This is a genomic window from Streptomyces sp. RKAG293 (assembly GCF_023701745.1).
Classification (GTDB): Bacteria; Actinomycetota; Actinomycetes; order Streptomycetales; family Streptomycetaceae; genus Actinacidiphila.
In genome coordinates this window covers 6,792,568-6,814,790 of the sequence record NZ_JAJOZB010000001.1, presented here as the reverse complement: position 1 = coordinate 6,814,790, position 22,223 = coordinate 6,792,568, and the positions used below count along the sequence as shown (strand labels likewise).

At 73.2% G+C, this 22,223-nt stretch carries 21 protein-coding genes; 14 read left to right on the top strand and 7 right to left on the bottom strand.

Annotated features, from left to right (window positions below):
• Window positions 1-28 precede the first annotated feature (28 nt).
• Complete coding sequence (treY, locus tag LNW72_RS30175) at window positions 29-2,374, top strand: malto-oligosyltrehalose synthase (protein ID WP_250978239.1); 2,346 nt, start codon at window positions 29-31, stop codon at window positions 2,372-2,374.
• A 6-nt stretch (window positions 2,375-2,380) separates the two neighbouring features.
• On the opposite strand, the gene LNW72_RS30170 is transcribed toward treY, so the two are convergent.
• Both LNW72_RS30170 and LNW72_RS30165 read right to left on the bottom strand, forming a co-directional pair.
• Window positions 2,381-3,346 (bottom strand): LysR family transcriptional regulator, encoded by a 966-nt coding sequence (locus LNW72_RS30170; RefSeq protein WP_250978238.1) that lies wholly within the window; start codon window positions 3,344-3,346, stop codon window positions 2,381-2,383.
• Window positions 3,347-3,374: 28 nt separating this feature from the next.
• Window positions 3,375-4,136, bottom strand: coding sequence for an SDR family oxidoreductase (locus LNW72_RS30165; RefSeq protein ID WP_250978237.1), 762 nt, complete (start codon window positions 4,134-4,136; stop codon window positions 3,375-3,377).
• A gap of 147 nt (window positions 4,137-4,283) precedes the next feature.
• Here LNW72_RS30165 and LNW72_RS30160 point away from each other — a divergent pair, with 147 nt between their 5' ends.
• From LNW72_RS30160 to LNW72_RS30145, 4 genes are all read left to right on the top strand, one after another.
• The gene (locus LNW72_RS30160) at window positions 4,284-5,123 is read left to right on the top strand and encodes a helix-turn-helix transcriptional regulator (protein WP_250978236.1); all 840 of its coding nucleotides are present in this window, start codon (window positions 4,284-4,286) and stop codon (window positions 5,121-5,123) included.
• A gap of 132 nt (window positions 5,124-5,255) precedes the next feature.
• Window positions 5,256-6,173: a zinc-binding dehydrogenase gene (locus LNW72_RS30155; RefSeq protein WP_250978235.1), complete on the top strand. Its 918-nt coding sequence runs from the start codon at window positions 5,256-5,258 to the stop codon at window positions 6,171-6,173.
• Window positions 6,174-6,175: 2 nt separating this feature from the next.
• Window positions 6,176-7,603 (top strand): MFS transporter, encoded by a 1,428-nt coding sequence (locus LNW72_RS30150; RefSeq protein ID WP_374117353.1) that lies wholly within the window; start codon window positions 6,176-6,178, stop codon window positions 7,601-7,603.
• 92 nt (window positions 7,604-7,695) lie between these two features.
• Window positions 7,696-8,844: a low temperature requirement protein A gene (locus tag LNW72_RS30145; RefSeq protein ID WP_250978234.1), complete on the top strand. Its 1,149-nt coding sequence runs from the start codon at window positions 7,696-7,698 to the stop codon at window positions 8,842-8,844.
• On the opposite strand, the gene LNW72_RS30140 is transcribed toward LNW72_RS30145, so the two are convergent.
• Window positions 8,787-9,296, bottom strand: a complete 510-nt coding sequence (locus LNW72_RS30140; RefSeq protein ID WP_250978233.1) for a GNAT family N-acetyltransferase — start codon at window positions 9,294-9,296, stop codon at window positions 8,787-8,789. The two genes, LNW72_RS30145 and LNW72_RS30140, sit on opposite strands and share 58 nt — an antisense overlap.
• A 175-nt stretch (window positions 9,297-9,471) precedes the next feature.
• Here LNW72_RS30140 and LNW72_RS30135 point away from each other — a divergent pair, with 175 nt between their 5' ends.
• The 3 genes from LNW72_RS30135 to LNW72_RS30125 all read left to right on the top strand — a co-directional run bounded on the left by LNW72_RS30135 (window position 9,472) and on the right by LNW72_RS30125 (window position 12,477).
• Entirely contained in the window at window positions 9,472-10,380 is a 909-nt protein-coding gene (locus tag LNW72_RS30135) for a GNAT family N-acetyltransferase (protein ID WP_250978232.1), read from the top strand.
• Between the two features lie 142 nt (window positions 10,381-10,522).
• On the top strand, window positions 10,523-12,292 hold the full coding sequence (treZ, locus tag LNW72_RS30130) for a malto-oligosyltrehalose trehalohydrolase (protein ID WP_250978231.1): 1,770 nt from the start codon (window positions 10,523-10,525) through the stop codon (window positions 12,290-12,292).
• Window positions 12,289-12,477: a hypothetical protein gene (locus LNW72_RS30125; protein WP_250978230.1), complete on the top strand. Its 189-nt coding sequence runs from the start codon at window positions 12,289-12,291 to the stop codon at window positions 12,475-12,477. Before treZ ends, LNW72_RS30125 begins: the two co-directional genes overlap by 4 nt.
• A 19-nt stretch (window positions 12,478-12,496) precedes the next feature.
• Here the strand turns inward: LNW72_RS30125 and LNW72_RS30120 are convergent, their stop codons facing one another.
• Both LNW72_RS30120 and zapE read right to left on the bottom strand, forming a co-directional pair.
• A complete protein-coding gene (locus LNW72_RS30120) occupies window positions 12,497-13,441 on the bottom strand; it encodes a polyphosphate kinase 2 family protein (protein ID WP_250978229.1) in 945 nt (314 codons plus the stop codon).
• Window positions 13,442-13,460: 19 nt separating this feature from the next.
• The gene (zapE, locus tag LNW72_RS30115) at window positions 13,461-14,573 is read right to left on the bottom strand and encodes a cell division protein ZapE (protein ID WP_374117352.1); all 1,113 of its coding nucleotides are present in this window, start codon (window positions 14,571-14,573) and stop codon (window positions 13,461-13,463) included.
• Between the two features lie 183 nt (window positions 14,574-14,756).
• On the opposite strand from zapE, the gene LNW72_RS30110 reads away from it, so the two are divergent.
• Together LNW72_RS30110 and LNW72_RS30105 are read left to right on the top strand one after the other, a co-directional pair.
• Entirely contained in the window at window positions 14,757-15,602 is an 846-nt protein-coding gene (locus LNW72_RS30110) for a pyrimidine reductase family protein (protein WP_250978228.1), read from the top strand.
• Between the two features lie 127 nt (window positions 15,603-15,729).
• Window positions 15,730-16,197, top strand: a complete 468-nt coding sequence (locus LNW72_RS30105; RefSeq protein WP_250978227.1) for an indole-3-glycerol phosphate synthase — start codon at window positions 15,730-15,732, stop codon at window positions 16,195-16,197.
• 70 nt (window positions 16,198-16,267) lie between these two features.
• Here LNW72_RS30105 and LNW72_RS30100 read toward each other — a convergent pair whose 3' ends face one another.
• Both LNW72_RS30100 and LNW72_RS30095 read right to left on the bottom strand, forming a co-directional pair.
• Window positions 16,268-16,966 (bottom strand): ABC transporter ATP-binding protein, encoded by a 699-nt coding sequence (locus LNW72_RS30100; RefSeq protein WP_250978226.1) that lies wholly within the window; start codon window positions 16,964-16,966, stop codon window positions 16,268-16,270.
• Window positions 16,963-18,033 carry an ABC transporter permease gene (locus LNW72_RS30095; RefSeq protein WP_250978225.1) on the bottom strand — a complete coding sequence of 357 codons (1,071 nt, stop codon included), beginning with the start codon at window positions 18,031-18,033 and terminating at the stop codon, window positions 16,963-16,965. Before LNW72_RS30095 ends, LNW72_RS30100 begins: the two co-directional genes overlap by 4 nt.
• Window positions 18,034-18,224: 191 nt before the next feature.
• Between LNW72_RS30095 and LNW72_RS30090 the strand changes: the two genes are divergently transcribed.
• The 4 genes from LNW72_RS30090 (at window position 18,225) to msrB (ending at window position 22,119) form a co-directional block, all read left to right on the top strand.
• Window positions 18,225-19,538: a sensor histidine kinase gene (locus LNW72_RS30090; protein WP_250978224.1), complete on the top strand. Its 1,314-nt coding sequence runs from the start codon at window positions 18,225-18,227 to the stop codon at window positions 19,536-19,538.
• The gene (locus LNW72_RS30085) at window positions 19,535-20,170 is read left to right on the top strand and encodes a response regulator transcription factor (RefSeq protein ID WP_250978223.1); all 636 of its coding nucleotides are present in this window, start codon (window positions 19,535-19,537) and stop codon (window positions 20,168-20,170) included. The genes LNW72_RS30090 and LNW72_RS30085 overlap by 4 nt, the downstream gene beginning before the upstream one ends.
• A gap of 105 nt (window positions 20,171-20,275) precedes the next feature.
• Window positions 20,276-21,703, top strand: coding sequence for a UDP-N-acetylmuramate--L-alanine ligase (gene murC / locus LNW72_RS30080; RefSeq protein ID WP_250978222.1), 1,428 nt, complete (start codon window positions 20,276-20,278; stop codon window positions 21,701-21,703).
• Between the two features lie 11 nt (window positions 21,704-21,714).
• Window positions 21,715-22,119 (top strand): peptide-methionine (R)-S-oxide reductase MsrB, encoded by a 405-nt coding sequence (msrB, locus tag LNW72_RS30075; RefSeq protein WP_250978221.1) that lies wholly within the window; start codon window positions 21,715-21,717, stop codon window positions 22,117-22,119.
• Window positions 22,120-22,223 lie beyond the last annotated feature (104 nt).

The window sequence follows — 22,223 nt, the reverse complement described above, 5'->3', positions numbered from 1 at the left end:
GACCGTGCGGCGGGGTACGCACTCCTGCATGACCCCGCCGACGGCCGCCGTGCCCACTGCCACCTACCGGCTGCAGCTGCAACCGGACTTCACGTTCGCCGACGCCGAGGCGGTGGTGCCCCACCTCGCCGCGCTCGGCGTCTCCCATCTGCATCTGTCCCCGGTGCTGCAGGCCGCGCCCGGCTCCACGCACGGGTACGACGTGGTCGACCACACCCGGATCAGCGCGGAGCTGGGCGGTGAGGAGGGGCTGCGGGCGCTGTCCAGGACCGCCCGGGCGCACGGGCTCGGCCTCGTCCTGGACACCGTGCCCAACCACATGGCGGTACCGGCTCCGGAGTACCTCAGCCGCCCGCTGTGGTCGGTACTGCGGGAAGGGACGGACTCCCCCTACGCCCGGTGGTTCGACATCGACTGGGCGGCGCTGGACGGCAAGCTGCTGATGCCGGTCCTGGGCGCCCCGCTCGACGAGGTGCTGGGCCGGCTGCGGGTCGAGGACGACAAGGCGCTCGGCGAGCCGGTGCTGCGCTACTACGACCACGCCTTCCCGCTGCGGGCCGGCACCGAGGAGCTCCCGCTGCGCGCGCTGCTCGACGCCCAGTGGTACCGGCTCGCCCACTGGCGGGAGGCGCGGACCGATCTCAACTACCGGCGCTTCTTCACGATTTCCGATCTGATCGCGGTCCGGGTCGAGGACCCGGAGGTCTTCGACGCGACCCACGCCAAGCTCCTGGAGCTGCTGCGCGAAGGGGTCGTGGACGGCCTGCGCATCGACCATCCCGACGGCCTCGCCGACCCCGCCGGATATCTGCGCCGGCTGGCCACGGCGACCGGCGGCCGCTGGACCGTCGTGGAGAAGATCCTCGGCCATGACGAGCGGCTGCCCGCCGACTGGGCCTGCGCGGGGACCACCGGGTACGACTCCCTGGACCGGGTCGACGGGCTGTTCGCCGATCCGGCCGGGGTGGAGCGGATCACCGCGGGGTACGCCGACTTCACCGGCCAGGACGCCGACCGGGGCGGCGAGTGGGCGCCCACCGCTCGGCGCGCCGCCTACAAGATCGTGACCCGGGACCTGGCCGCCGAGGTGAGCCGGCTCGGACGCACCGCGGCCCGCGCGCTGCCGGACCAGGACCCGGCCGTGCTGCGCCGGGCCATCCGCGAGCTGCTGGTCCGGCTGCCGGTCTACCGCCCCTACGTCGTGCCGGGCGAGGACGCGCCGGCCGAGGCGGTCACCATGCTGGAGACCGCGGCCCGCGAGGCGGGGGTGCCGGGCGCGGCGGAGATCCGTGATCTCGCGCTCGGCGCGGACGCCCGCTTCGCGGTCCGCTTCGCCCAGGTCGCCTCCGCGCTGCACGCCAAGGCCGTCGAGGACACCGCCTTCTACCGCTGGTACCCGCTGCTGCCGCTCAACGAGGTCGGCCGCGACCCCGCGCACCCCACCACCACTCCGGAGGAGTTCCACGCCTTCTGCGCCCGCCTCCAGCGCGACTGGCCGGCCACCGGCACCGTCCTGTCCACCCACGACACCAAGCGCAGCGCCGACGTCCGCGCCCGGCTCGCCGCGATCTCGGAGCACCCGGCCCTCTGGCGGACCTGGCTGCGCCGCGAATCGGACCATCTGCGCAGCTACTTCACCCGCGCCGGCATTCCGCTGGTCGACCGGCACGCCGAGTACCTGGCGTGGCAGTACGCCGTGGTCTTCTGCAGCTACGGCGCCGAGGACGTGGTCGCCGCGACGCTGCTGAAGTCGGAACGCGAGGCGGGGCTGCGCACCAGCTGGACGGAGCAGGACCCGGCGTACGAGAAGCGGCTCGACACCTTCACCCGCGAGCTGATCACCGGGCCGACCTACTACGCGACCGCCGACATCTCGCGCGCGATCGAGGCGCCCTCACAGGTCAACCGGCTCGGCGCGGTGCTGCTGCATCTGACGATGCCGGGCGTACCGGACATCTACCAGGGCGACGAGCACCCCCAGCTGCTCCTCGTCGATCCCGACAACCGCCGCCCGTACCGGCCGGAGGACCGGCGGGCGGGCGGGCCGGACGGCCCGAAGGAGCTGGTGACGACGACGGCGCTGCTGCTGCGCCGCGAGCACCCCGGCTGGTTCGGCGCCGAGGCCACGTACGAGCCCCTGCACGCCACCGGCCCGGCCGCCGCGCACTGCGTCGCCTTCGTCAGGACCGGACGCTCGATCACCGCCGTCACCCGTCTCTCGCACGGTCTGGAGCAGGCGGGCGGCTGGCGGGACAGCGAACTGGCCCTGCCGCCGGGCGACTGGACCGACCGGCTGACGGGCACTCACCACCGCGGCACCGTACCGGTCGCGGACCTGTTCGCGACGCACCCGGTGGCGCTGCTCACGTCGTAGCGTTGCTCACGGCGTAGCGCCACCGGCTCCGAGGGCTCCCCGGTCGGTGTCGGGGAGCCAGTGCCTTGCGGGGTCGTAGGCGAGCCAGTCGTGGGCCCGCGCGGTGCGGGCGAAGGCGTCGAGGAGCGGTCCCAGCGCCGGGTGGCTCTCGCTCGCGCGCCAGATGACGTGCCAGGCGTAGAGCGGTGTCGGGTCCACCACGGGGATCTCGACCAGGCCCGTGCCGGACGGGATCTCCACATCGGTGGGCAGCAGCGAGAAGAGGTCGGGGCGGCCGCGCAGATGGTCGAGGAAGGGTTCGAGACCGAGGTTGATCCCGCCGAAGTCGCCCGGGATGTCGAAGCGTTCCACGAAGCTCCGGAGGAATTCGAGCTTCTCTATCGCGGCCGGGAACCACAGCCGGCCGGCCCGCAGATCGTCCGGGCGCAGCGCGGAGGCGGCGGCGAGCGGGCTGTCCCGGCTCAGCACCGCCTTGACCGGGTCGAGCCGCACCAGCCGGCGGGTGAGGGTGCGCGGCCACGGCTCGTCCAGGCCGTGGGTGCGGCCGAGCGCGAAGTCGATCTCGTCGGCCCGCAGACCGGCCAGCGCCGTCACGAATCCGGGCCGCAGGCTCAGCTCGATGTCCAGGTCCGGCTGTTCCCCGACGACCAGCCGGATCGTCCGCAGCGGGACGAACATATGGCCCCACACGGTCACCCGCAGCGGGCGCTCGCTGTGCCGGGCGGCCGCCACCGCCGCCTCCCCGGCCCGGACGACGTCCTGGGCGGGCCCGAGGAACCGCTGACCGGCGGGGGTCAGCCCGACGCCGTGCCCGGTGCGGTCGAAGAGCCGCACGCCGAGCGCGTCCTCCAGGCGGGCGATGCGCTTGGACAGCGCCTGCTGGCTGAGGAACAGCTCGGCGGCCGCCTGTCCGAAGTGCAGCCGCTGCGCCGTGACGACGAAGGCCCTGACCTGCGCGAGATCGAGATCCACCGCCGACGTTCCCCCGTTCCGGTACGGCTCATGCCTGCCGGGTCGGCAGCACGATCACCTGGCGCAGGTTAACGTGCGCGGGGCGGCTGGCGACAAACCCGATGATGTCGGCGATCTCGTCCGACGACAGGGTGCCCATCGCCTCGTACATGCCCCCGAGCTGCGCCGACAGCTCCTGGTTGTCGATGTGGTGGCCGAGCTCGGTGTCGGTCAGCCCCGGCTCGATGTTGGTGACGCGGACATCGCGCGGGCCGAGTTCGGAGCGCAGCGACGCCGAAAGGTGGGTGAGCGCGGCCTTCGTCGCCCCGTAGACGGCGTAGTTGGGGAACGTCACATGCGCGCCGATCGAGGAGATGTTGACCAGATCGGCGGGCCGCCGCTCGGCCGCGGCGGCGACGAGGTCGGCGGTGAAGGCGCGGATGATCCGCAGCACGCCCGTCACATTGGTGTCGATCATGCGGGACCATTCGTCGATCCGGCCGTCGTCGAGCGGGTTCGGCAGCATGACGCCGGCCGAGTTCACCACCAGGTCGACCGGTCCGTACGCCTGGTGGATCCGGTCGGCGGCCGCGTCCACGGACGCTCCGTCGGTGACGTCGACCGGTACGGCCAGCGCCTGGCCGCCGGCCGCGGCGATCTTCCCGGCCAGCTCGTCCAGCCGGTCCGCGCGGCGGGCCAGCAGCGCGACCCGGGCGCCGTGCGCGGCGAGCAGCCGGGCGGTGGCCTCACCCATGCCGCTGGCGGCTCCGGTGACGACCGCGGTACGGCCGGCGAGGTTGTCGTAGCTCATGAGGAAGTGCTCCCTGAAGTGGTGGTGCGGGGGTGTCCTGCTGACGAGCTCCACTCTGCGACCGTTCGCGAAGGCCACCCAGGGCTGTGCTTTTCCTGGGTCCGGCAGTACCAGGCTGGCTTTCGGGCGGCGTTCTACGCTCTGTCCATGGACAGAGATCTGAGCGGGTTCCTGCAGTCACGCCGCGCGCGTATCCAGCCGGACGACGTGGGTCTGCCCTCGCACGGCCGGCGGCGGGTGCCGGGGCTGCGCCGCGAGGAGGTCGCCCAGCTCGCCGGGGTGAGCGTGGAATACTACATCCGGCTGGAGCAGGGCCGCGGCCAGAACGTGTCCGACGCCGTGCTCGACGCGATCGCCCGGGTGCTGCGGCTCGACGAGACCGAGCAGGAGCACCTGCGGGCGCTGGCCCGGCCGGCCCGTACCGCCCGCGCGGCGGCGCGCGGCAGCCGGCGGGTACGGCCGGGGCTGCGGCTGCTGCTCGACTCGATGAGCGGGCCGGCCTTCGTGCTGGGACGGCGGATGGACGCCCTGGCCTGGAACGCGCTCGCTGACGCCGTCTCCGGGTTCTCCGCGTACCCGGACGGCGAGTGCAACATCGCCCGGTCGGTGTTCCTGGACGAGCAGACCCGCGGCCTGTATCCGGACTGGAACGCGGTGGCCGCCGAGACCGTCGCGTATCTGCGGCTGGACGCGGGGCGGCACCCGGACGACCAGCGGATGGCCGCGCTGATCGGCGAGTTGTCGCTCAAGAGCGACGAGTTCCGGCGGCTGTGGGCCGATCATCTGGTCAAGGAGAAGACCTACGGGATGAAGCGGATCGCCCACTCCGTCGTCGGCGAGCTGGACTTCGGCTACGAGACGCTCACGCTGCCCGGTGATCCGGACCAGACGCTGGTCGTGTACACCGTCGCGCCGGGCTCGAAGACGGCCGAGCGGCTGGCGCTGCTCGCCAGCTGGATCACGGAGCCGGCCGTCCGGACCCCATGACACCCCCTGGAGTGCACTGACAACCGACGGTTGTCGAGACCGCCAAAAGGCTGTTGGACACACCCTCTGACCTGCGGCTTTCCTGGATCTCAGCGCGGCACACCCGCACCGCGCCGGATCGAGGAACAGACGATGAAGGCACTGCTGCCCACCGGGCGCCCCGACGGCCTGGTGGTCCTGGGCGACACGGAGGAGCCCCGGCCCGCACCGGACGAGGCGCTGGTCAAGGTCGAGGCGTTCTCCGTCAACCGGGGTGAGGTCTTCCGGCTCCACACCCCGCAGCCGGGGCGGCCCGGCAAGGACATCGCGGGTCTGGTCGTCCAGGCCGCGGCGGACGGTTCCGGGCCGCGGGCCGGACAGCGGGTCGTCGGTCATCCGGCGGGCGGCGGCTGGGCCGAGTACGCGGCGGTCCGCACCGACGCGCTCGCCGTCCTGCCGGACGGCGTCTCCTCGATCCGCGCCGCCGCGCTGCCGCTGGCCGGGCTCACCGCGCTGCGGCTGCTGCGCACCACCGGCTGTGTGTCCGGACATCCGCTGCTGCTCACCGGCGCGTCCGGCGGCGTCGGCCACTACTTCACCGAACTGGCCATCGGCGCGGGCGCCGAGGTCACCGCCGTCACCGCGACGCCCGAACGCGGCAAGCGGCTGGCCGAGTTCGGCGCGACCGTCGTGCATGATCTGGCCGACGCCCGCGGCCCGTTCCACACGGTGCTGGAGTCGGTGGGCGGCGCCACCACCGCCCGGGCGCTGGCGCTGCTGCGGCCGCGCGGCACGCTGATCTGGTTCGGCCAGGCGTCCCGCGAGCCCGCCGAGCTGAGCTTCTTCGGCTTCTTCCAGGGCCCCCGCTCCGGCACGGTGCGGCACTTCCACTACGAGCACTTCGACGAGGCGTTCGGCCCCGATCTGGCCGCCCTCGTCCGGCTGGTGGCGAACGACCGGCTGCACCCGGAGATCGGGCGCCTGGCCGGCTGGCAGGACACCGCCGCCACTCTCAACGACCTCCGCGACCGGCGGATCACCGGCAACGCCGTACTCACGATCGGACAGTAGTGATGACCACCCTCACCACGTCACCCGCCACCGAGGACGGGGCCGCCGCCGGCCCGGACGGCCTCCTCCGGATGACCGCCCGTCAGCGCCTCGTCCTCCTGCTGCTCCTCGGCTCGCAGTTCATGCTCGCCGTCGACTTCTCGATCCTCAACGTGGCGCTGCCCGAGATCGGCCACGGCCTGGGCTTCTCGCTCGCGAACCTGCAGTGGATCGCCACCGCGATGATGCTGCCCGCCGCCGGGTTCACGCTGCTCTTCGGCCGGCTCGCCGACTTCGTGGGACGGCGCAGGATGCTGCTGGCCGGCATGGCCCTGCTGGCCGCCGGATCGCTGGCCGGCGGCCTCGCCACCGGTCCCGAGATGCTGCTCTGCGCCCGGGTCGCCCAGGGCCTGGCCTCCGCGATGGCCACCCCCGCCGCGCTCTCGCTGCTCACCACCTCCCTGCCGGAAGGTCCGCTGCGGGCCAGGGCGCTGGGCCTGAACGGCACCCTCATGTCGGCCGGCTTCACCGTCGGCGCGATCTTCGGCGGTATCCTCACCGACCTGCTGAGCTGGCGCTGGGCCTTCTTCCTCAACGTGCCGGTCGCCCTGGTCATCCTCTTCGCCGCCCCGGCCGTGATCGAGGAGAGCCGCGGCGCCCGCTCCAAGCTCGACGTCCCCGGCGCGATCACCGTCACCGGCGGGCTGCTCGCCCTGGTCTACGGCGTCACCCTGGCCGGCCAGCACGGCTGGACCGACACCACCGCGCTGGGCTGCCTCGCCGCCGCCGCTCTGCTGTTCCTCGCCTTCTGGCGCATCGAACTGCGCGCCGAGGCCCCGCTCGCCCCGCTGCGGATACTGACCCGGCCCGCCGTCAAGTGGGGCAACTTCGGCGGCCTGATCACCTTCACCATGGAGAGCTCGGTCGTCTTCCTGCTGACGCTGTACATGCAGCAGGTGCTGGACTACTCGCCGCTCCAGACCGGCCTGTCGTTCTGCGGTCTCGGCGTCGCCGCCTTCGCCGGCGGGATGGCCGCCCCGCGGCTCATCGGCCGCCACGGCACCCGCACCGTGATGACCTGCGGGCTCCTCGTCCAGGCCGTGGCCACCGCCGCCTTCTGCTGGCTGGGCACCGGCGGCGGCAGCGCCCTGACGCTGCTCCTGGCCGCCTCCGCGGTGGGCGCGTTCGGCCACCTCGCGGCGATCGTCGGCTACATGGTCACCGCGACCTCGGGTCTGCCCGACGACGAGCAGGGCCTGGCCACCGGTCTCGCCTCGATGACCCAGCAGGTCGGCATCACGATGGGCATCCCGGTGCTCAGCGCGATCGCCACCGCCCGCACCACCGCCACCGGTTCGGTGCTGAGCGGCATCCACACCGCGCTGCTCGTCGACGCACTGATCGTGCTGGCCGGCTCGGCCCTGGTCTTCGCCGGACTGCGCCGCCGGTAGGCCCGTGGAACAGCGGAGTCCCCCCTGTCACCGCTGGGGGGACTCCGCCGTTCCGCGGTCGAACGCATCGGCGATCGCTCATACTCACCGGCGTGACCACCGACTTCATCGACTCCGCCGAGCAGGAGACCCTGCGGGTCAGCCCGCTGGAACTCTTCTTCGACCTCGTCTTCGTCTTCACCATCACCCAGCTCACCGCCAGCCTCGCCCACCATCTCGACGGGGGCGGGCTGCTGCGCGTCGTGATCATGCTCGCGGTGATCTGGTGGATGTACGACGCGTTCATCTGGCTCACCAACGCGGTGCCGCCCACCACCCACGGCCGGCGCGGGCTGATGCTCGTCGGCATGGCCGGCTTCCTGATCATCTCGCTGGCGATTCCACACGCCTTCGACGGCAGCGGTGTCGTCTTCGGCCTCGCCTACCTCTTCGTCATAGCCGTGCACACGGGCACGTTCGCCGCCTCGGGGGTGGACCTGAGCTCGGTGGCCCGGATGGGCGCGCTGAACGTCCTCAACGCCGCCCTCGTCGTCATCGGCGGCTATCTGGAGGGCACCGCGCAGCTTTCCCTGTGGGCGGTGTCCCTCGTCATCCAGCTCTCCACGCCCCGGCTGGTGGGTCTGGGGGAATTCACCATCCGCTGCGGCCACTTCGTCGAGCGGCACGGCCTGGTCATGATCGTGGCGTTCGGCGAGTCCGTGATCGCGATCGGCGTCGGGGCGGGCGACGCGCCGCTCACCGCCGGGCGGGTCAGCGCCGCCGTCCTGATGCTCTGCGTCTGTCTCGGGCTGTGGTGGGCGTACTTCGGCCACGGGAACGACGAACGGGGAGAGCACGCCCTGGCGGAACTGCCCGCCCGGCAGCGGAACTTCGCGGCCGTGCGGATCTACAACCTCGGCCACTACGGGCTGCTGCTCGGCGTCCTGCTCTTCGCCGCGGGCGTCAAGTCCGCCGTCGGCCACGCCGGGGACCAGCTCGGCGACGCCCAGGCCTGGGCGCTCGCGGGCGGCATCGCGCTCTTCCTCGCCGCCGACACCGCCATCCGCCGCGCCATCCGCCTCGGGCCGCTCCTCCCCCGGCTCTGCGCCGCTGCCCTGCTCGCCGTCACCGTCCCGCTCGGCACCCGTCTCACGGCACTCGCCCAGGTCGGCGGTGCCGTCCTGGTGCTGGGTCTGTGCTTCGGCTACGAGGAGCTGACGGCGCGCAGCGTTCCCGCGCCGGCCGGCACCGTCCAGGCGTAGCGGCGCTTCTCCCGGGAGGTGGCGCCGAGGCGGTCGTAGAACCGGATGGCGCCCTCGTTCCAGACCGGGGTGTTCCACTGCACCTCCTGCAGACCGAGCGCCGCCGCCTCGGCCGCGACCGCGTCGATGAGCAGCCGGCCGAGGCCCAGGCCGCGGTGCTCGCCGTCGAGGAAGAGGCAGTCCATGTGCAGGTACTCATGGCCGGACCAGGTGGCGAACTCGGGGGTGCAGGTCGCGTAGCCGGCCAGCGAGCCGTCCCGCAGCTCCGCCACGAGGCAGATCAGCCGGGGCTCGGGACGGTCGAAGAGCGCGTCGGCGAGCCGCTCCGCGAAGCCTGCGGCGGGCGGGTCGGCCTGCTCGTAGGCGGCATGGGAGATGGCGAGTTCCGCGACGCGCGGCAGATCGGACCTGGTGGCATGCCGGACGACGGGTACTTCCTGGCGCTGGATCATCCGGCCAAAATAGTCCCTGGACAGCCTCTCCGGGACCGGGCTACGGTGTCCGCACGCCCAAGATGATCACGGAAGGAGGCGAGAGCGATGTCCGTCACATCCTCCCCGCGCTCCCGCCCTGACCACCGGGCGTCCCACATCTGACCGGGAGCGCGGCACTCTCCCGAAGGACCTCATGTCTGAGCTGGTCATCCGTCCGCTCGTCGCGGGCGAAGCGCATCTCTTCACCTCCCTCGCCGATCCCGGGCTCGTCGGCCGCGCGATCCTCGGCGACCCGTACCGCATGGTCGCCGACGGCGGCGACTACCGCCCCGAATGGACCTGGGTCGCCCTGCGCGACGGTGTCGTCGTGGCCCGCGCCGCCTGGTGGGCGGGCGCCGACGACGAGCAGCCGAAGGCGCTCGACTGGTTCGACTTCGCCGACGGCGAGGCCGGCGCGGGGGTACGACTGCTCAAGGCCGCCCCGCTGTACGGCGAGTACGACCTGCTGCTGCCGCCCGGCTGGCGCGAACGGCCGGAGCTGCTGGCCGCCGCCCGGTCCCGGATCGACGCCGTCACCGAGGCCGGGCTCAAGCAGCTCGTCGAGCGCTACCGCTACACCTGGACCGCCGGCGACCCGCTCCCCGCGCGCACCGGGCGCCTGGAGTACCGGCCCGAGCCCGACGACGCGGTGATCCTGGACGTCGTGCGCCGCATCCAGCAGGGCACCCTCGACGCGCACGACCGTGCGGAGATCGACAAGGTCGGTGGCGAGGCCGCCGCCACCGCATTCCTCGGCTGGCTCCACTGGCTGCCCTCACCGCGCGACTGGTGGCGGCTGGCCTGCACCCCCGACGGTGCGCCGGCGGGCCTGCACATCCCGGCCCACAACCCGGCGGGCCCGACCATCGGCTTCATCGGCGTCGTGCCGGAGCAGCGCGGGCACGGTTACGCCTACGATCTGCTCGTCGAGTGCACGCAGGACCTCGTGGAGCAGGGCGCGACCCGCATCACCGCCGCCACCGACCAGGGCAACTTCCCGATGGCGGCGAACTTCGCGAAGGCGGGCTACCCCATATCCCAGGAGCGGATCAACTTCATCTGATCCTGCCCGCCGCACGCCGGACGCCGCGGTGCGGTGTGCCGGGCGGCCGGGCCCTGATGCCCGGCCGCCCGCCGGACACTAGGGTGCGAAGGTCCGCGAAGGCCGAAGAACGTCCCCGAGGGACCGATCCGAGGAGCCGCCAGTGCTGTTCGAGGTGTGGGCGCCGAACGCGGCGCGCGTCGACGTGCTGACCGGGGACCGCACCCGTCCCCTGGCGCCGGATCCGGCCCGCGGCGGCTGGTGGCGTACCGAGGCGCCGGCGGGCCCGGACGGCCGCTATGCGTACGTTCTCGACGGCGGCCCGCCGCTGCCCGACCCGCGCTCGCGCCGCCAGCCGGACGGCCCGGACGGCGCGAGCGCCGTCGTGGACCATGACGCGTTCGACTGGACGCTTCCGTGGGACGGCCGCCCGCTGCCGGGCGCGGTGCTGTACGAGCTGCACGTCGGCACGTTCACCCGTGAGGGCACCTTCGACGCCGCGATCGGGCACCTGCCGCATCTGGCGGAGCTGGGCGTCACCCATGTGGAGCTGATGCCCGTCTGCCCGTTCCCCGGCACCCACGGCTGGGGCTACGAGGGTGTCTCGCTGTGGGCCGTGCACGAGCCCTACGGGGGGCCCGACGGGCTCAAGCGGTTCGTGGACGCGGCCCATGCGCACGGCCTCGGGGTGGTCCTGGACGTGGTCCACAACCATCTCGGCCCGTCCGGGAACCATCTCCCGCCGTTCGGCCCGTACTTCACCGACCGGCACCACACCCCGTGGGGCGACGCCGTCAACCTCGACGCCCCGGGTTCCGACGAGGTGCGCGCGTTCCTCATCGGCAGCGCCCTGGCCTGGCTGCGCGACTACCACCTCGACGGGCTGCGGCTGGACGCCGTGCACGCGCTCGTCGACACGCGGGCGCTGCACTTCCTGGAGGAGCTGTCGGCGGCGGTCGACGCGCTGTCGGACTCGCTCGGCCGTCCGCTGTTCCTGATCGCCGAGTCCGACGTCAACGACCCGCGCACCACCACCCCCCGCGAGGCCGGCGGGCTCGGTCTGACCGCGCAGTGGAACGACGATCTCCACCACTGTCTGCACACCGCGCTGACCGGTGAATCCCAGGGCTACTACGCCGACTTCGCGCGCGAGCCGCTCACCGCGCTCGCCAAGACGCTGACCCGCGTCTTCTTCCACGACGGCAGCTACTCGTCCTTCCGCGGCCGCCGTCACGGCCGGCCGGTGGACCGTGCGACGACCCCGGCCCACCGTTTCCTCGGCTACTCGCAGACCCATGACCAGATCGGCAACCGCGCCACCGGCGACCGGCTCACCCCGGAGCAGCTCGCCCTCGCCGCCGCGGTCGTCCTCACCTCGCCCTTCACCCCGATGCTCTTCATGGGCGAGGAGTGGGGCGCGGCCACGCCCTGGCAGTTCTTCACCGATCACGACGACCCGGACCTCGCCGCGGCGATCACGCGGGGCCGCCGCCGGGAGTTCGCCGGGCACGGCTGGGCCGCCGAGGACATCCCGGACCCGCAGGACCCCGCCACCCGCCTGCGGTCCTGCCTCGACTGGTCGGAGCCCGACCGCGATCCGCACGCCCGGCTGCTCGGCTGGTACCGCGAACTGATCGCGCTGCGGCAGGCCGAGCCGGAACTGTCCGGCGCCGGGCTGCTGACGCCCCCGCCCGACATCGGCATCACCGGGGAGGTGCTCACCGTGCGCCGCGGGCGCTTCCTGACCGCGGTGAACTTCTCGGACGGCCCGGCGGCCGTCCCGCTCACCGGCCCGTTCGCCGCCGAGCCCGCGGGGCCCGCAGGCACCACCGTCGCCGCGGCCTGGCCCCGCTGCGAGCCGCCCGGCCCGGACGGCGTGCTGCACCTGGCCGCCCGCGCGGCCGTGGTGCTGCGCAGTACGGTGGACGGGTGACCGAGTGCTACGCCGACCCCGGCGAACCCGAAGCGGCCCCCGCCCCGCCCCTCACGCAGGACGGGCCGCGCGCCGCCTGCGTGCTGTGCGGCAAGCCGACGGAGTATCCGGCCTCGCTGCCCGGCCTGACGATGTGCCCGGTCTGCGAATGGCAGGAGGCCCAGCGCACCGCCTGTTCCGGCTGACGCCGGTCCGGGCTCACGGTCAGGTGGCGAGCAGCCGCGCCCGGCACTCCTCGACGTCGAAATCGCCCTTCGGGTAGGCCGGGTCCATCAGCTCCAGGTGTTCCAGCAGCAGCTTGCTGATCGCCCAGTTCCGGTACCACTTGCGGTCCGCGGGGACCAGGTACCAGGGCGCGGCGTCGGTGGAGCACTTCTGCAACGCGACCTCGTACGCCTGCTGGTAATCGGGCCACAGGGCCCGTTCCTCGATGTCGCCGACGTTGAACTTCCAGTGCTTCTCCGGGTTGTCGAGCCGTTCCAGCAGCCGGTCGCGCTGCTCCTCGTGGCCGATGTGCAGGAACACCTTCACGATGGTGGCGCCGTCGTCGACGAGCGACTGCTCGAACGCGTTGATGGTCCGGTAGCGCTTGGACCAGGTGGCGCGCGGCACCAGGTTCCGGACCCGGACGATCAGCACGTCCTCGTAGTGCGAGCGGTCGAAGATGCCGACCTCGCCGGGGCGCGGCAGCGCCCGGCGGATCCGCCAGAGGAAGGGGTGCTGCTGCTCCTCGTGCGTCGGCGCCTTGAAGGCGCGCATCCGCAGCCCTGACGGGTTGAACTGGCCGACGACGTGCTTGACCGTGCCGCCCTTGCCGGAGGTGTCCATGCCCTGCAGCACGAGCAGCAGGGCGCGCGGGTCGCCCGCCGTGCTCTGCGCGAAGAGCCGTTCCTGCAGTTCGGCCAGGCGTACGCCCATCTCCGCGGTCTCGGCCAGCGCCTGCTTCTTGCCGGACGGCCCGCCGGGGGTGCCGGAGGAGTCGTGCGCCTTCAGCCGGACCGGGCCGCCGCCCGGTGTCACCCGCAGCAGCGAACGGAGGTCGGCGACGGGGGCGTCCACGTCGCGCCGCGTCCCGCCCTTGCCGCTCGTCCGGCCCGGTTCGTCCTTGCCGTGCTTGCCGGCCTTGTCGCTCTTGCCGTCCTTCGCCATGCCTCGATCCTGCGACGGATCAGGCGGTGGCGCCAGCGCCGGGGAGCTGCTTCGCGTCACGGGCGAGCGCGGTGAGCCGGGATATGGCCCGGAAGTACTTCTTGCGGTAGCCGCCGGCCAGCATCTCCTCGCTGAAGATCTGGTCGAACGGGGTGCCGGAGGCCATCACGGGCACCTCGCGGTCGTACAGCCGGTCGGCGAGCACCACCAGCCGCAGCGCCGTGGCCTGGTCGGCCACCGGTCGCACGGCCCGCAGGAAGACGGCGTCGACGCCGTCGCACAGCGCTCCGTAGCGGCTGGGGTGGACCCGCGCCAGGTGGTCGAGGAGCGGGCCGAAGTCGTCGAGCGAGGCTCCCGGCGTACGGTCCGCCGCCTCGGTGACCTGCCGGTCCGAGTAGGGCGACGGGGCCTCGGGCAGTCCGCGGTGCCGGTAGTCCTGGCCGTCGATGCGCAGCGGGAGGAAGCGGGAGGACAGCCCCTGGATCTCCCGCATGAAGTCGGAGGCGGCGAAGCGGCCCTCGCCGAGCTTGCCCGGCAGCGTGTTCGACGTCGCGGCGAGCTTCACGCCCGCGTCGGCGAGCTTGCCGAGCAGGGAGGACACCAGCACGGTGTCGCCCGGGTCGTCCAGCTCGAACTCGTCGATGCAGACCAGCCGGTGGCCGCTCAGGGCCTGTACCGCCTGCTGGAAGCCGAGCGCCCCGACGAGGTTGGTGAGCTCCACGAACGTGCCGAACGCCTTCAGCTCGCGCGGCGCGGGGGCCGCGTGCCAGAGCGAGGCGAGCAGGTGGGTCTTGCCGACGCCGTACCCGCCGTCGAGGTAGACCCCGCCGGGCCCGGCCGGGGCCTGGGACTCGCGCCGGAACCAGCGCTTCCTGCCGCCGTTGACCGCCGTCGCCCCGCCGAGGGTCGCCGCGAAGCCGCTGAGCGCCTTCACCGCGTCCGTCTGGCTGGGCTGATCGGGGTCCGGGAGGTAGTTGTCGAACCGGACGGTGTCGAAGCGCGGCGGCGGCACCATTTCGGCGACCAGCCGGTCCGCGGGTACCTGGGGCATCCGGCCGCACAGGGTCGCCGGGCCTCCGGCGACGGAGGCGGAACCGGCGGTCTGGGCGAGGGCGGAGACAGGGGTTGACACAACCATTCAGCCTAGTCCCTCCGGCACGCAGTGCCACGGCAGTGTGGCGGACCCCACTCCCGGCCTCGGGCGGGCGGCCGGGCCGGTCCCGCCCGGCGTCCGGAGAGCGGCCGGCCGGACCGGTGCCCGTTCGGAGCGGGCCGATCATCGCCCCGGAAAGGGCCGCGTGCCAGACTGCGGGGCATGCGCCGCCTGTTTCCCGTGCCCAGTGCCCGTCCCGCCCCCAGCGCCGGCGAGAGCCCCGCCGCGCCCGGGTCCCGGCACCCGCGGGACTCCCCGGGCTCCCCGGCTGCTCCGAACGCCGCGGACCCGCTGGACTCGCTCGACGGGCTGGCCGACGCGTATGCCTATCCGGACCGGGCCGGAGGCCCGTGGCTGCGGGCGAACATGGTGGCGTCCCTGGACGGCGCCGCCTGGCATGACGGGAAGTCCCAGGGGTTGTCCTCGGCGGCCGACCTGCGGGTGTTCGGCACGCTGCGGGCGCTGGCCGACGTGGTGGTCGTCGGCGCGGAGACGGTCCGGCAGGAGGGCTACCGGCCGGCGAAGGCGCGGGAGGCGTTCGCGGAACGGCGGGCGGCCGCCGGCCAGTCGCCGGCGCCGGTGATCGCCGTCGTCAGCGCGAGCCTGGACCTGGACTTCTCGCTGCCGCTGTTCACCGCGCCGCTGATCCCGACGCTGATCCTGACCGGCGCCACCGCGCCCCCCGAGCGGGTGGCGGCCGCCACGAAGGCCGGCGCGCACGTCGTCACGGCGGGCGACGGGGCCGGCGCCGATCCGGTGCGGGCCGTCCGCGAACTGGCGGAGCTGGGGCTCACCAGGCTGCTGCACGAGGGCGGTCCGCGGTTGTTGGCACAGTTCACCGCTGCCGGGGTAGTCGACGAGCTGTGTCTGACCATCGCTCCACTCCTGACCGCGGGGGATGCCCCGCGGATCATGAACGGCCCCGGAGTCACCGTGCCGGAACGTTTCTCCCCCACCTCGATCCTCGAAGAGGACGGTTTCCTGTTCACCCGTTACACCCGCGGCTGACAATCTGCGGAATATGTCGTTCCGTTTGCTGTCGTGCGGGAACACTTACACCGCGTGCCCCGTACGGAGTCGGGGCAGGATGGTTTCTGTGCCGGCCCGGTGGCCCACGAGAAAGAAGGACGCGTCCGTGTTCACGACCGTACTCATGATCGAGAAGCCGCTCGCCCCCGCCGATGTGGAGCTCGTGACCACACTCCACGGCGACGAGCCCGTCTCCTTCGTCGTACTCATGCAGCCGCGCGGCGACCAGGACCGGCTTCTGCGGGCCGTGGACGATGTCGCCCTCGGCTACCTGGACGACGCCGCCAAGGAAAACGAGGTGCCCGAGGGGCAGGAGGCCACGCTCCCGGCCGAGCGGGCCCTGAGCCACTCGCTGGCCTCGCTGCGCGCCGCCGGCGTGGAGGCGATCGGCGAGGTGGTCGAGGACCACCCGCTGGACCTGCTGAAGTCGGTGGTCGAGCAGACCCACGCCGACGAGGTGATCGTGCTGACCGCGCCGCACTTCGTGGAGGAGTTCTTCCACCGCGACTGGACGTCGCGGGCGCGGCACAAGGTGGGGGTCCCGGTCCTGAAGCTCTTCGCTCAGCACGACTGAGAACCGGCCACGGCTGAGAATCGGCGGAACAGCGCGACCCCGGCCGGGAACGGCCGGGGTCGCGCTGCTGTCAGGACCGGCCGGCAGGCGTCGGAACCGCGGCCAGGCGGCCGTCCGTCATGTCCAGGAGGCGGTCGGCGCGGGCCATCAGGGCGCGGTCGTGGGTGACCATGACGGTCGCCGTGCCGTGCTCGGCGGTGACACGGGCCAGCAGGTCGACGATCCGCGCGCCGCGTTCGTGGTCGAGGGCGGAGGTCGGTTCGTCGACCAGCAGGACCGCCGGGCGGCCGAAGAGCGCGCGGGCGATGTTCACCCGCTGGCGCTCCCCGCCGGACAGCTGGTGCGGCCGCCGGGCGCGCTTCGCCGCGTCGAGGCCGACCGAGTCGAGCAGCGCCCCGGCCCGCTCCCGGGCCGCCCGCACCGGCCGGCCGCGCAGGTGCTCTACGACGAGCAGCTGCTCCAGCGCGGTCAGCGAACCGAGCAGGTTCGACTGCTGGAAGACGATGCCGATGTGCTCGCGGCGCAGCGCGGTGCGCTCCCTGTCGGTCAGCCGCGTGGTGTCCCGGCCGGCCACGACGACCTGTCCGGAGTCGGGCCGCAGCAGGGTCGCGGCCACCGCCAGGAGGCTGGACTTCCCGGAGCCCGACGGCCCGGCCACCGCCAGCAGTTCACCCGCCGCGACCTCCAGGGACACGGCGTCGAGCGCGGTCAGCCGGCGGTCCCCGTCCGGATAGGTGAGCCGGACGGAGTCGAGCGAGAGGACGGTCATCGGTTGGCTCCCAGCGCGGTCAGCGGGTCGACGGAGGTGATGCGGGCGATCGCGAGGGCCGAACCGGCCAGGCCGAGCAGCACCATGACGGCGACGGGCACGGCGACGGTGGCCGGGCCGACCGCGAACGGCACCGCCGACGCGGCGACCGCGCCTCCCCCGGCCCCGATCGCACCGCCGAGCAGCGCCCCGCCGCCGAGCACCGCCAGCGCCTGCGCGAGCGCGTCGCGCACCAGATAGCCGCTGCTCGCGCCGATCGCCTTGAGCACCGCCACGTCGGGCTTGCGCTGCACCGTCCAGACCGTGAAGAACGCGCCGGTCACCAGGGCGCTCACCGCGAACAGGAACACCTGGATCATCTGCAGGCTGAGGTGCTCGGCCTGGTAGCCGTCGATTCCCACGAGCGCGTCGCCGCGCGCGACGGTCCGGGTCCCCCGCGCCGCGTCGGCAGCTCCCAGGTCCGCCCCTGACCGGCGGACGGCGAGCACGGTGGGCTGCCGCTGGCCGCTGATCCGCTGCCAGGTGGCGAGGGTGGTCCAGACGGTCGCGGCGTGCCCGTACGAGCGGGTGGCGGTGATCCCCGACACCGTGACCTTCTCGGTGCCGAGCCCGAGCGTCCCGCCGGGGCCGACGCCGTAGGTGTCCGCGACCGACCGGCTCACCGCGACCTGGCCGTCGCGCGGGGCGCTGCCGGAGAGCAGCGGCGGCAGCAGGTCCGCCGGGCCGCCGAACAGGCTCACCGAGCCCGCCGCGGTGGCGCCGGCGGCCCGGGTCATCGCGACGCCGAGCGGTTCGGCGGAGCCGACGCCGGGGGTGCCGGCCCAGGCCGCGGCCTGGGCGGCGCTGATCGTGCTGCTGCTGAACGACACCTCGGCGGCGGCTCCGGCCGGGGCGCCGAACACGATGTCGGTCACGGGCAGCTCGTCGACGGCGGACGAGGCGTCGCGGCCGAGCCCGCCCGTCAGGCCGTAGAGGAACACGACGAGCGTGGTGATGAGCGTGACGACCACGCCCATGAGGGCGAACCGCCCCTTGGCGAATCTGATGTCACGGAGTGCGACGAACACCTTCTGGACCCTCCTGGGTCGGACTGCTCGGTTCCGCTGGGTCGTCCGGCTGCGTCTTCTCCCGGCTCTTCCTCAAGGCTGTCCGGCCGGGCCGCCGCTGCCATCAGGGAGAGGAGCGGTACCGGAATCCATCGAAAGGTTGATGCCGCGCCGCCGCCGGGGCCGTCCGGCTCCCCGTACCCTCGGTAGATGTGAGCAACTCCGGCATATCCCTGTCCCCGGGCCGGCCCACCGGCTCCCGTACGCCCGAGGACACCCCCGCACTGCGCCTGATGCGCGCCGCCCTGCACGGCACCTTCTTCGTGCTGCTCGCCGTGGCGCTCGGCCCCGTCGCGTTCGGCGGCGGGCCGGCCGCGCTGCTGGTGCCGGGCCTGCTGCTCGGACTGGTCTACGGCGCGGGCGTGCTGCGCGAGCGCCGGGACCCCTCGCGGTCCTGGGTGCTGGGCTGGCTCGCCGCCGTCACCGCCCTGTGGATCGGACTGCTGCTCGCCGACCGGGACTTCAGCTACGTCGTCTTCCCGCTGTTCTTCCTGTATCTGCACGTGCTGCCGCCGCGCTGGTCGCTGCCGGCCGTCGGCGCCGCGACCGCGCTGATCGTCGTCGCGCAGTCGCACGGGCCGGACGGCCTCACCGCCGCGAAGGTCATCGGACCGTCCGCGGGCGCGGCCGTCGCCGTGCTCACCGCGTTCGGGTACGCGGCGCTGTACCGCGAGAGCAGGCAGCGCCAGCGGCTGATCGACGACCTGACGAGGACGCGGGACGAACTGGCGGCCTCCCAGCGCGAGGCCGGCCGGCTCGCCGAGCGGCAGCGGCTCGCCCGGGAGATCCACGACACGCTGGCGCAGGGGCTGTCCAGCATCGTGCTGCTGGCCCGTGCCGCGGACAGCGCGCTGCTGCCCGGCGGCGCGGGCGCCGGCACGGCGAGCGAACGGATCCAGGAGGCAGGACGCACGGCGTCGGAGAACCTCGCCGAGGCCCGCCGCTTCGTGCAGGACCTCACGCCGCCCGCCCTCCAGGACGCCGCGCTGCCGGAGGCGCTGCGCCGCATCACGGCCGGTTTCGGCTCCGGCCCGCAGGCGTCCGCGCAGCCCGCTCCGGAGATCGTCTTCCGGCTGGACGGCGATCCGTACCCGCTGCCCATCGAGGCGGAGGTCGCCCTGCTGCGGCTCACCCAGGAGGCGCTGGCCAACGTCGCCCGGCACGCGCGGGCCCGCAACGCCGCCGTGACGCTGGTCTTCCTCGACGGCCAGGTGACGCTGGACGTGTACGACGACGGGGTCGGCTTCACCCCGCAGGACCCCGGCGGCCGGCCCGCGGCCGGTGAGCGCGTCTCCTTCGGCCTGCACGGCATGCGCGAGCGCATCGCCGGGCTCGGCGGCACGCTGACCGTCGAGTCCGCGCCGGGCGAGGGCACCGCGGTCGCGGCGGCCCTTCCGGTGCCCGCGGCCGACGCGGTCGTTCCGGAACCGGACGCACGGCCGGCGCTGGTCGCGGTGCCGAGGTGATCCGGATCCTGATCGTCGACGACCACCCCGTCGTACGGCGCGGGCTGCGCGCCATGGTCGACGACCTGCCGGAGCTGGCGGCGGTCGGCGAGGCCGCCGACGGCGCCGAGGCGCTGCGGCTGCTGGCCGGCGGGACCGTACCGCGTCCTGACGTGGTCCTCATGGATCTGCAGATGGGCGCCGGCATGCACGGGGTGGAGGCCACCCGGCGGATCACCGCGCTGCCGGACCCGCCGGCCGTCCTCATCCTGACCACGTACAGCACCGACGCCGACATCCTGGCGGCCGTCGAGGCCGGCGCCACCGGCTATCTGCTCAAGGACGCGCCGCCGGAGGAGGTCGCCGCCGCCGTCCGCTGCGCCGCGCGGGGCGAGACCGTGCTGGCCCCGCCGGTCGCCGCCCGGCTGCTGGGCAGGGTCAGGTCGGGGCGGCCCACGCTGTCGCCGCGGGAGGCGGAGATCCTGCAGCTGCTCGCCGAGGGGCTGGCCAACAAGCAGATCTCCCGCCGGCTCTTCATCAGCGAGGCCACCGTCAAGACGCATCTGGTGCACATCTACGACAAACTCGACGTCGACAGCCGCACCGGCGCCATCGCGGCGGGGCTGAGCAGCGGGCTGATCCGGGCCTCCTGAAATGTGGCATCGATGCTACTGACAACGCTGCGCCGAGCGAGTAGAGGAAAGTGCGAGAATCGGGACCGCAGGCAAGCCGTTCGAGACGTCCCGGGAGATCCACGTATGAGCCCCACCATTCCCTCCACGATGGACCGACCGCACTTCATCGGCATCGGCGGAGCCGGAATGTCGGGGATCGCCAAGATCCTCGCGCAGCGCGGCGCCACGGTCGCGGGCAGCGACGCGAAGGACTCCGAGACGGCCGAGGCGCTGCGTGCCCTCGGGGTCGCGGTGCGCATCGGCCATGACGCCCGGCATCTGGCCGCCGACGCCACCTGCGTGGTCGTCTCCAGCGCCATCCGCGCGGAGAACCCGGAGCTGGCGGCCGCCGCCGAGCGCGGCATCCCGGTCGTGCACCGGTCCGACGCGCTCGCCGCGCTGATGGACGGCACCCGCCCGATCGCGGTGGCCGGCACCCACGGCAAGACCACCACCACCTCGATGCTCGCGGTCAGCCTCACCGCGCTCGGCCTCGACCCCTCGTACGCCATCGGCGGCGACCTGGACGCGCCCGGCTCCAACGCCCAGCACGGCGGCGGCGAGATCTTCGTGGCGGAGGCGGACGAAAGCGACCGCAGCTTCCACAAGTACGCGCCCGAGGTCGCGATCATCCTCAACGTGGAGCTGGACCACCATGCCAACTACGCGTCGATGGACGAGATCTACGACTCCTTCGAGACCTTCGTCGGCCGGATCCGGCCCGGCGGCACGCTCGTCATCTCCGCCGACCAGCCGGGCGCCGTCGAGCTGACCTCGCGGGTCCGCGACACCGGCGGGCTGAACATCGTCACCGTCGGGGAGTCCGAGGGCGCCGACCTGCGGATCACCAAGATCAACCAGCGGGGTCTGACGAGCGAGGTCACCGTCCTGCTCGACGGGCGGATGCTCACCTTCACCGTCTCCGTGCCCGGCCGGCACTACGCGCACAACGCGGTGGCGGCGCTCGCCGCCGGTATCGCGCTCGGCACGCCCGCGCGCAATCTCGCCTCGGCGCTCGCCAAGTACACCGGCGTCCGGCGCCGCCTGCAGCTCAAGGGTGAGGCGGCCGGCGTCCAGGTGATCGACTCCTACGCCCACCACCCCACCGAGATGACCGCCGACCTGGAGGCCATCAAGGGCGCCGTTGGGGGCCCCTCCCGGCCGGAGGTTGGGGGAGGATCGCGCGTGCTGGTGGTCTTCCAGCCGCACCTGTTCAGCCGCACCCGTGAGCTGGGCGTGGAGATGGGCCAGGCGCTGACGCTGGCCGACGCCTCCGTGGTGCTGGACATCTACCCGGCCCGTGAGGACCCGATCCCCGGCATCACCAGCGCCCTGATCACCGACGCGGCCACCGCCGCGGGCGCCGATGTGACGACCGAGCACGACAAGGACGCGATCCCGGACGTGATCGCCGGAATGGCCAAGCCCGGCGACCTTGTTCTCACTATGGGCGCGGGCGACGTGACCGACCTCGGTCCGCTCATCCTGTCCCGCCTGGAGAGCCAGAACTGAGGAGCAACGGCATGCCGTACGAAGTCGAGAAGTCCGACGAGCAGTGGCGCGAGGAGCTGTCCCCCCAGGAGTACGCGGTCCTGCGCGAGGCCGGCACCGAACGGCCCTTCGTCGGCGAGTACACCGACACCAAGACCACCGGTGTCTACTCCTGCCGTGCCTGTAGTGCGGAGCTGTTCCGCTCGGACACGAAGTTCGAGTCGCACTGCGGCTGGCCGTCCTTCTACGACCCGGCCGACTCGGCCGCCGTCGAGCTGATCGAGGACCGCAGCATGGGCGCGGTGCGCACCGAGGTCCGCTGCGCGACGTGCGGATCCCACCTCGGCCATGTCTTCGAGGGCGAGGGCTACGGCACGCCCACCGATCAGCGCTACTGCATCAACTCGATCTCGCTGCGGCTGGCCCCGCAGGAGTGACCCCGGCCCCGCGGGAGTGACCCACCGGGAGTGATCCCGCGGGCACGGGCCGTGCATCCAGGGGGTGCGCGGCCCGGCCGATGCCGTGGTTCGGCCCGGGGCAG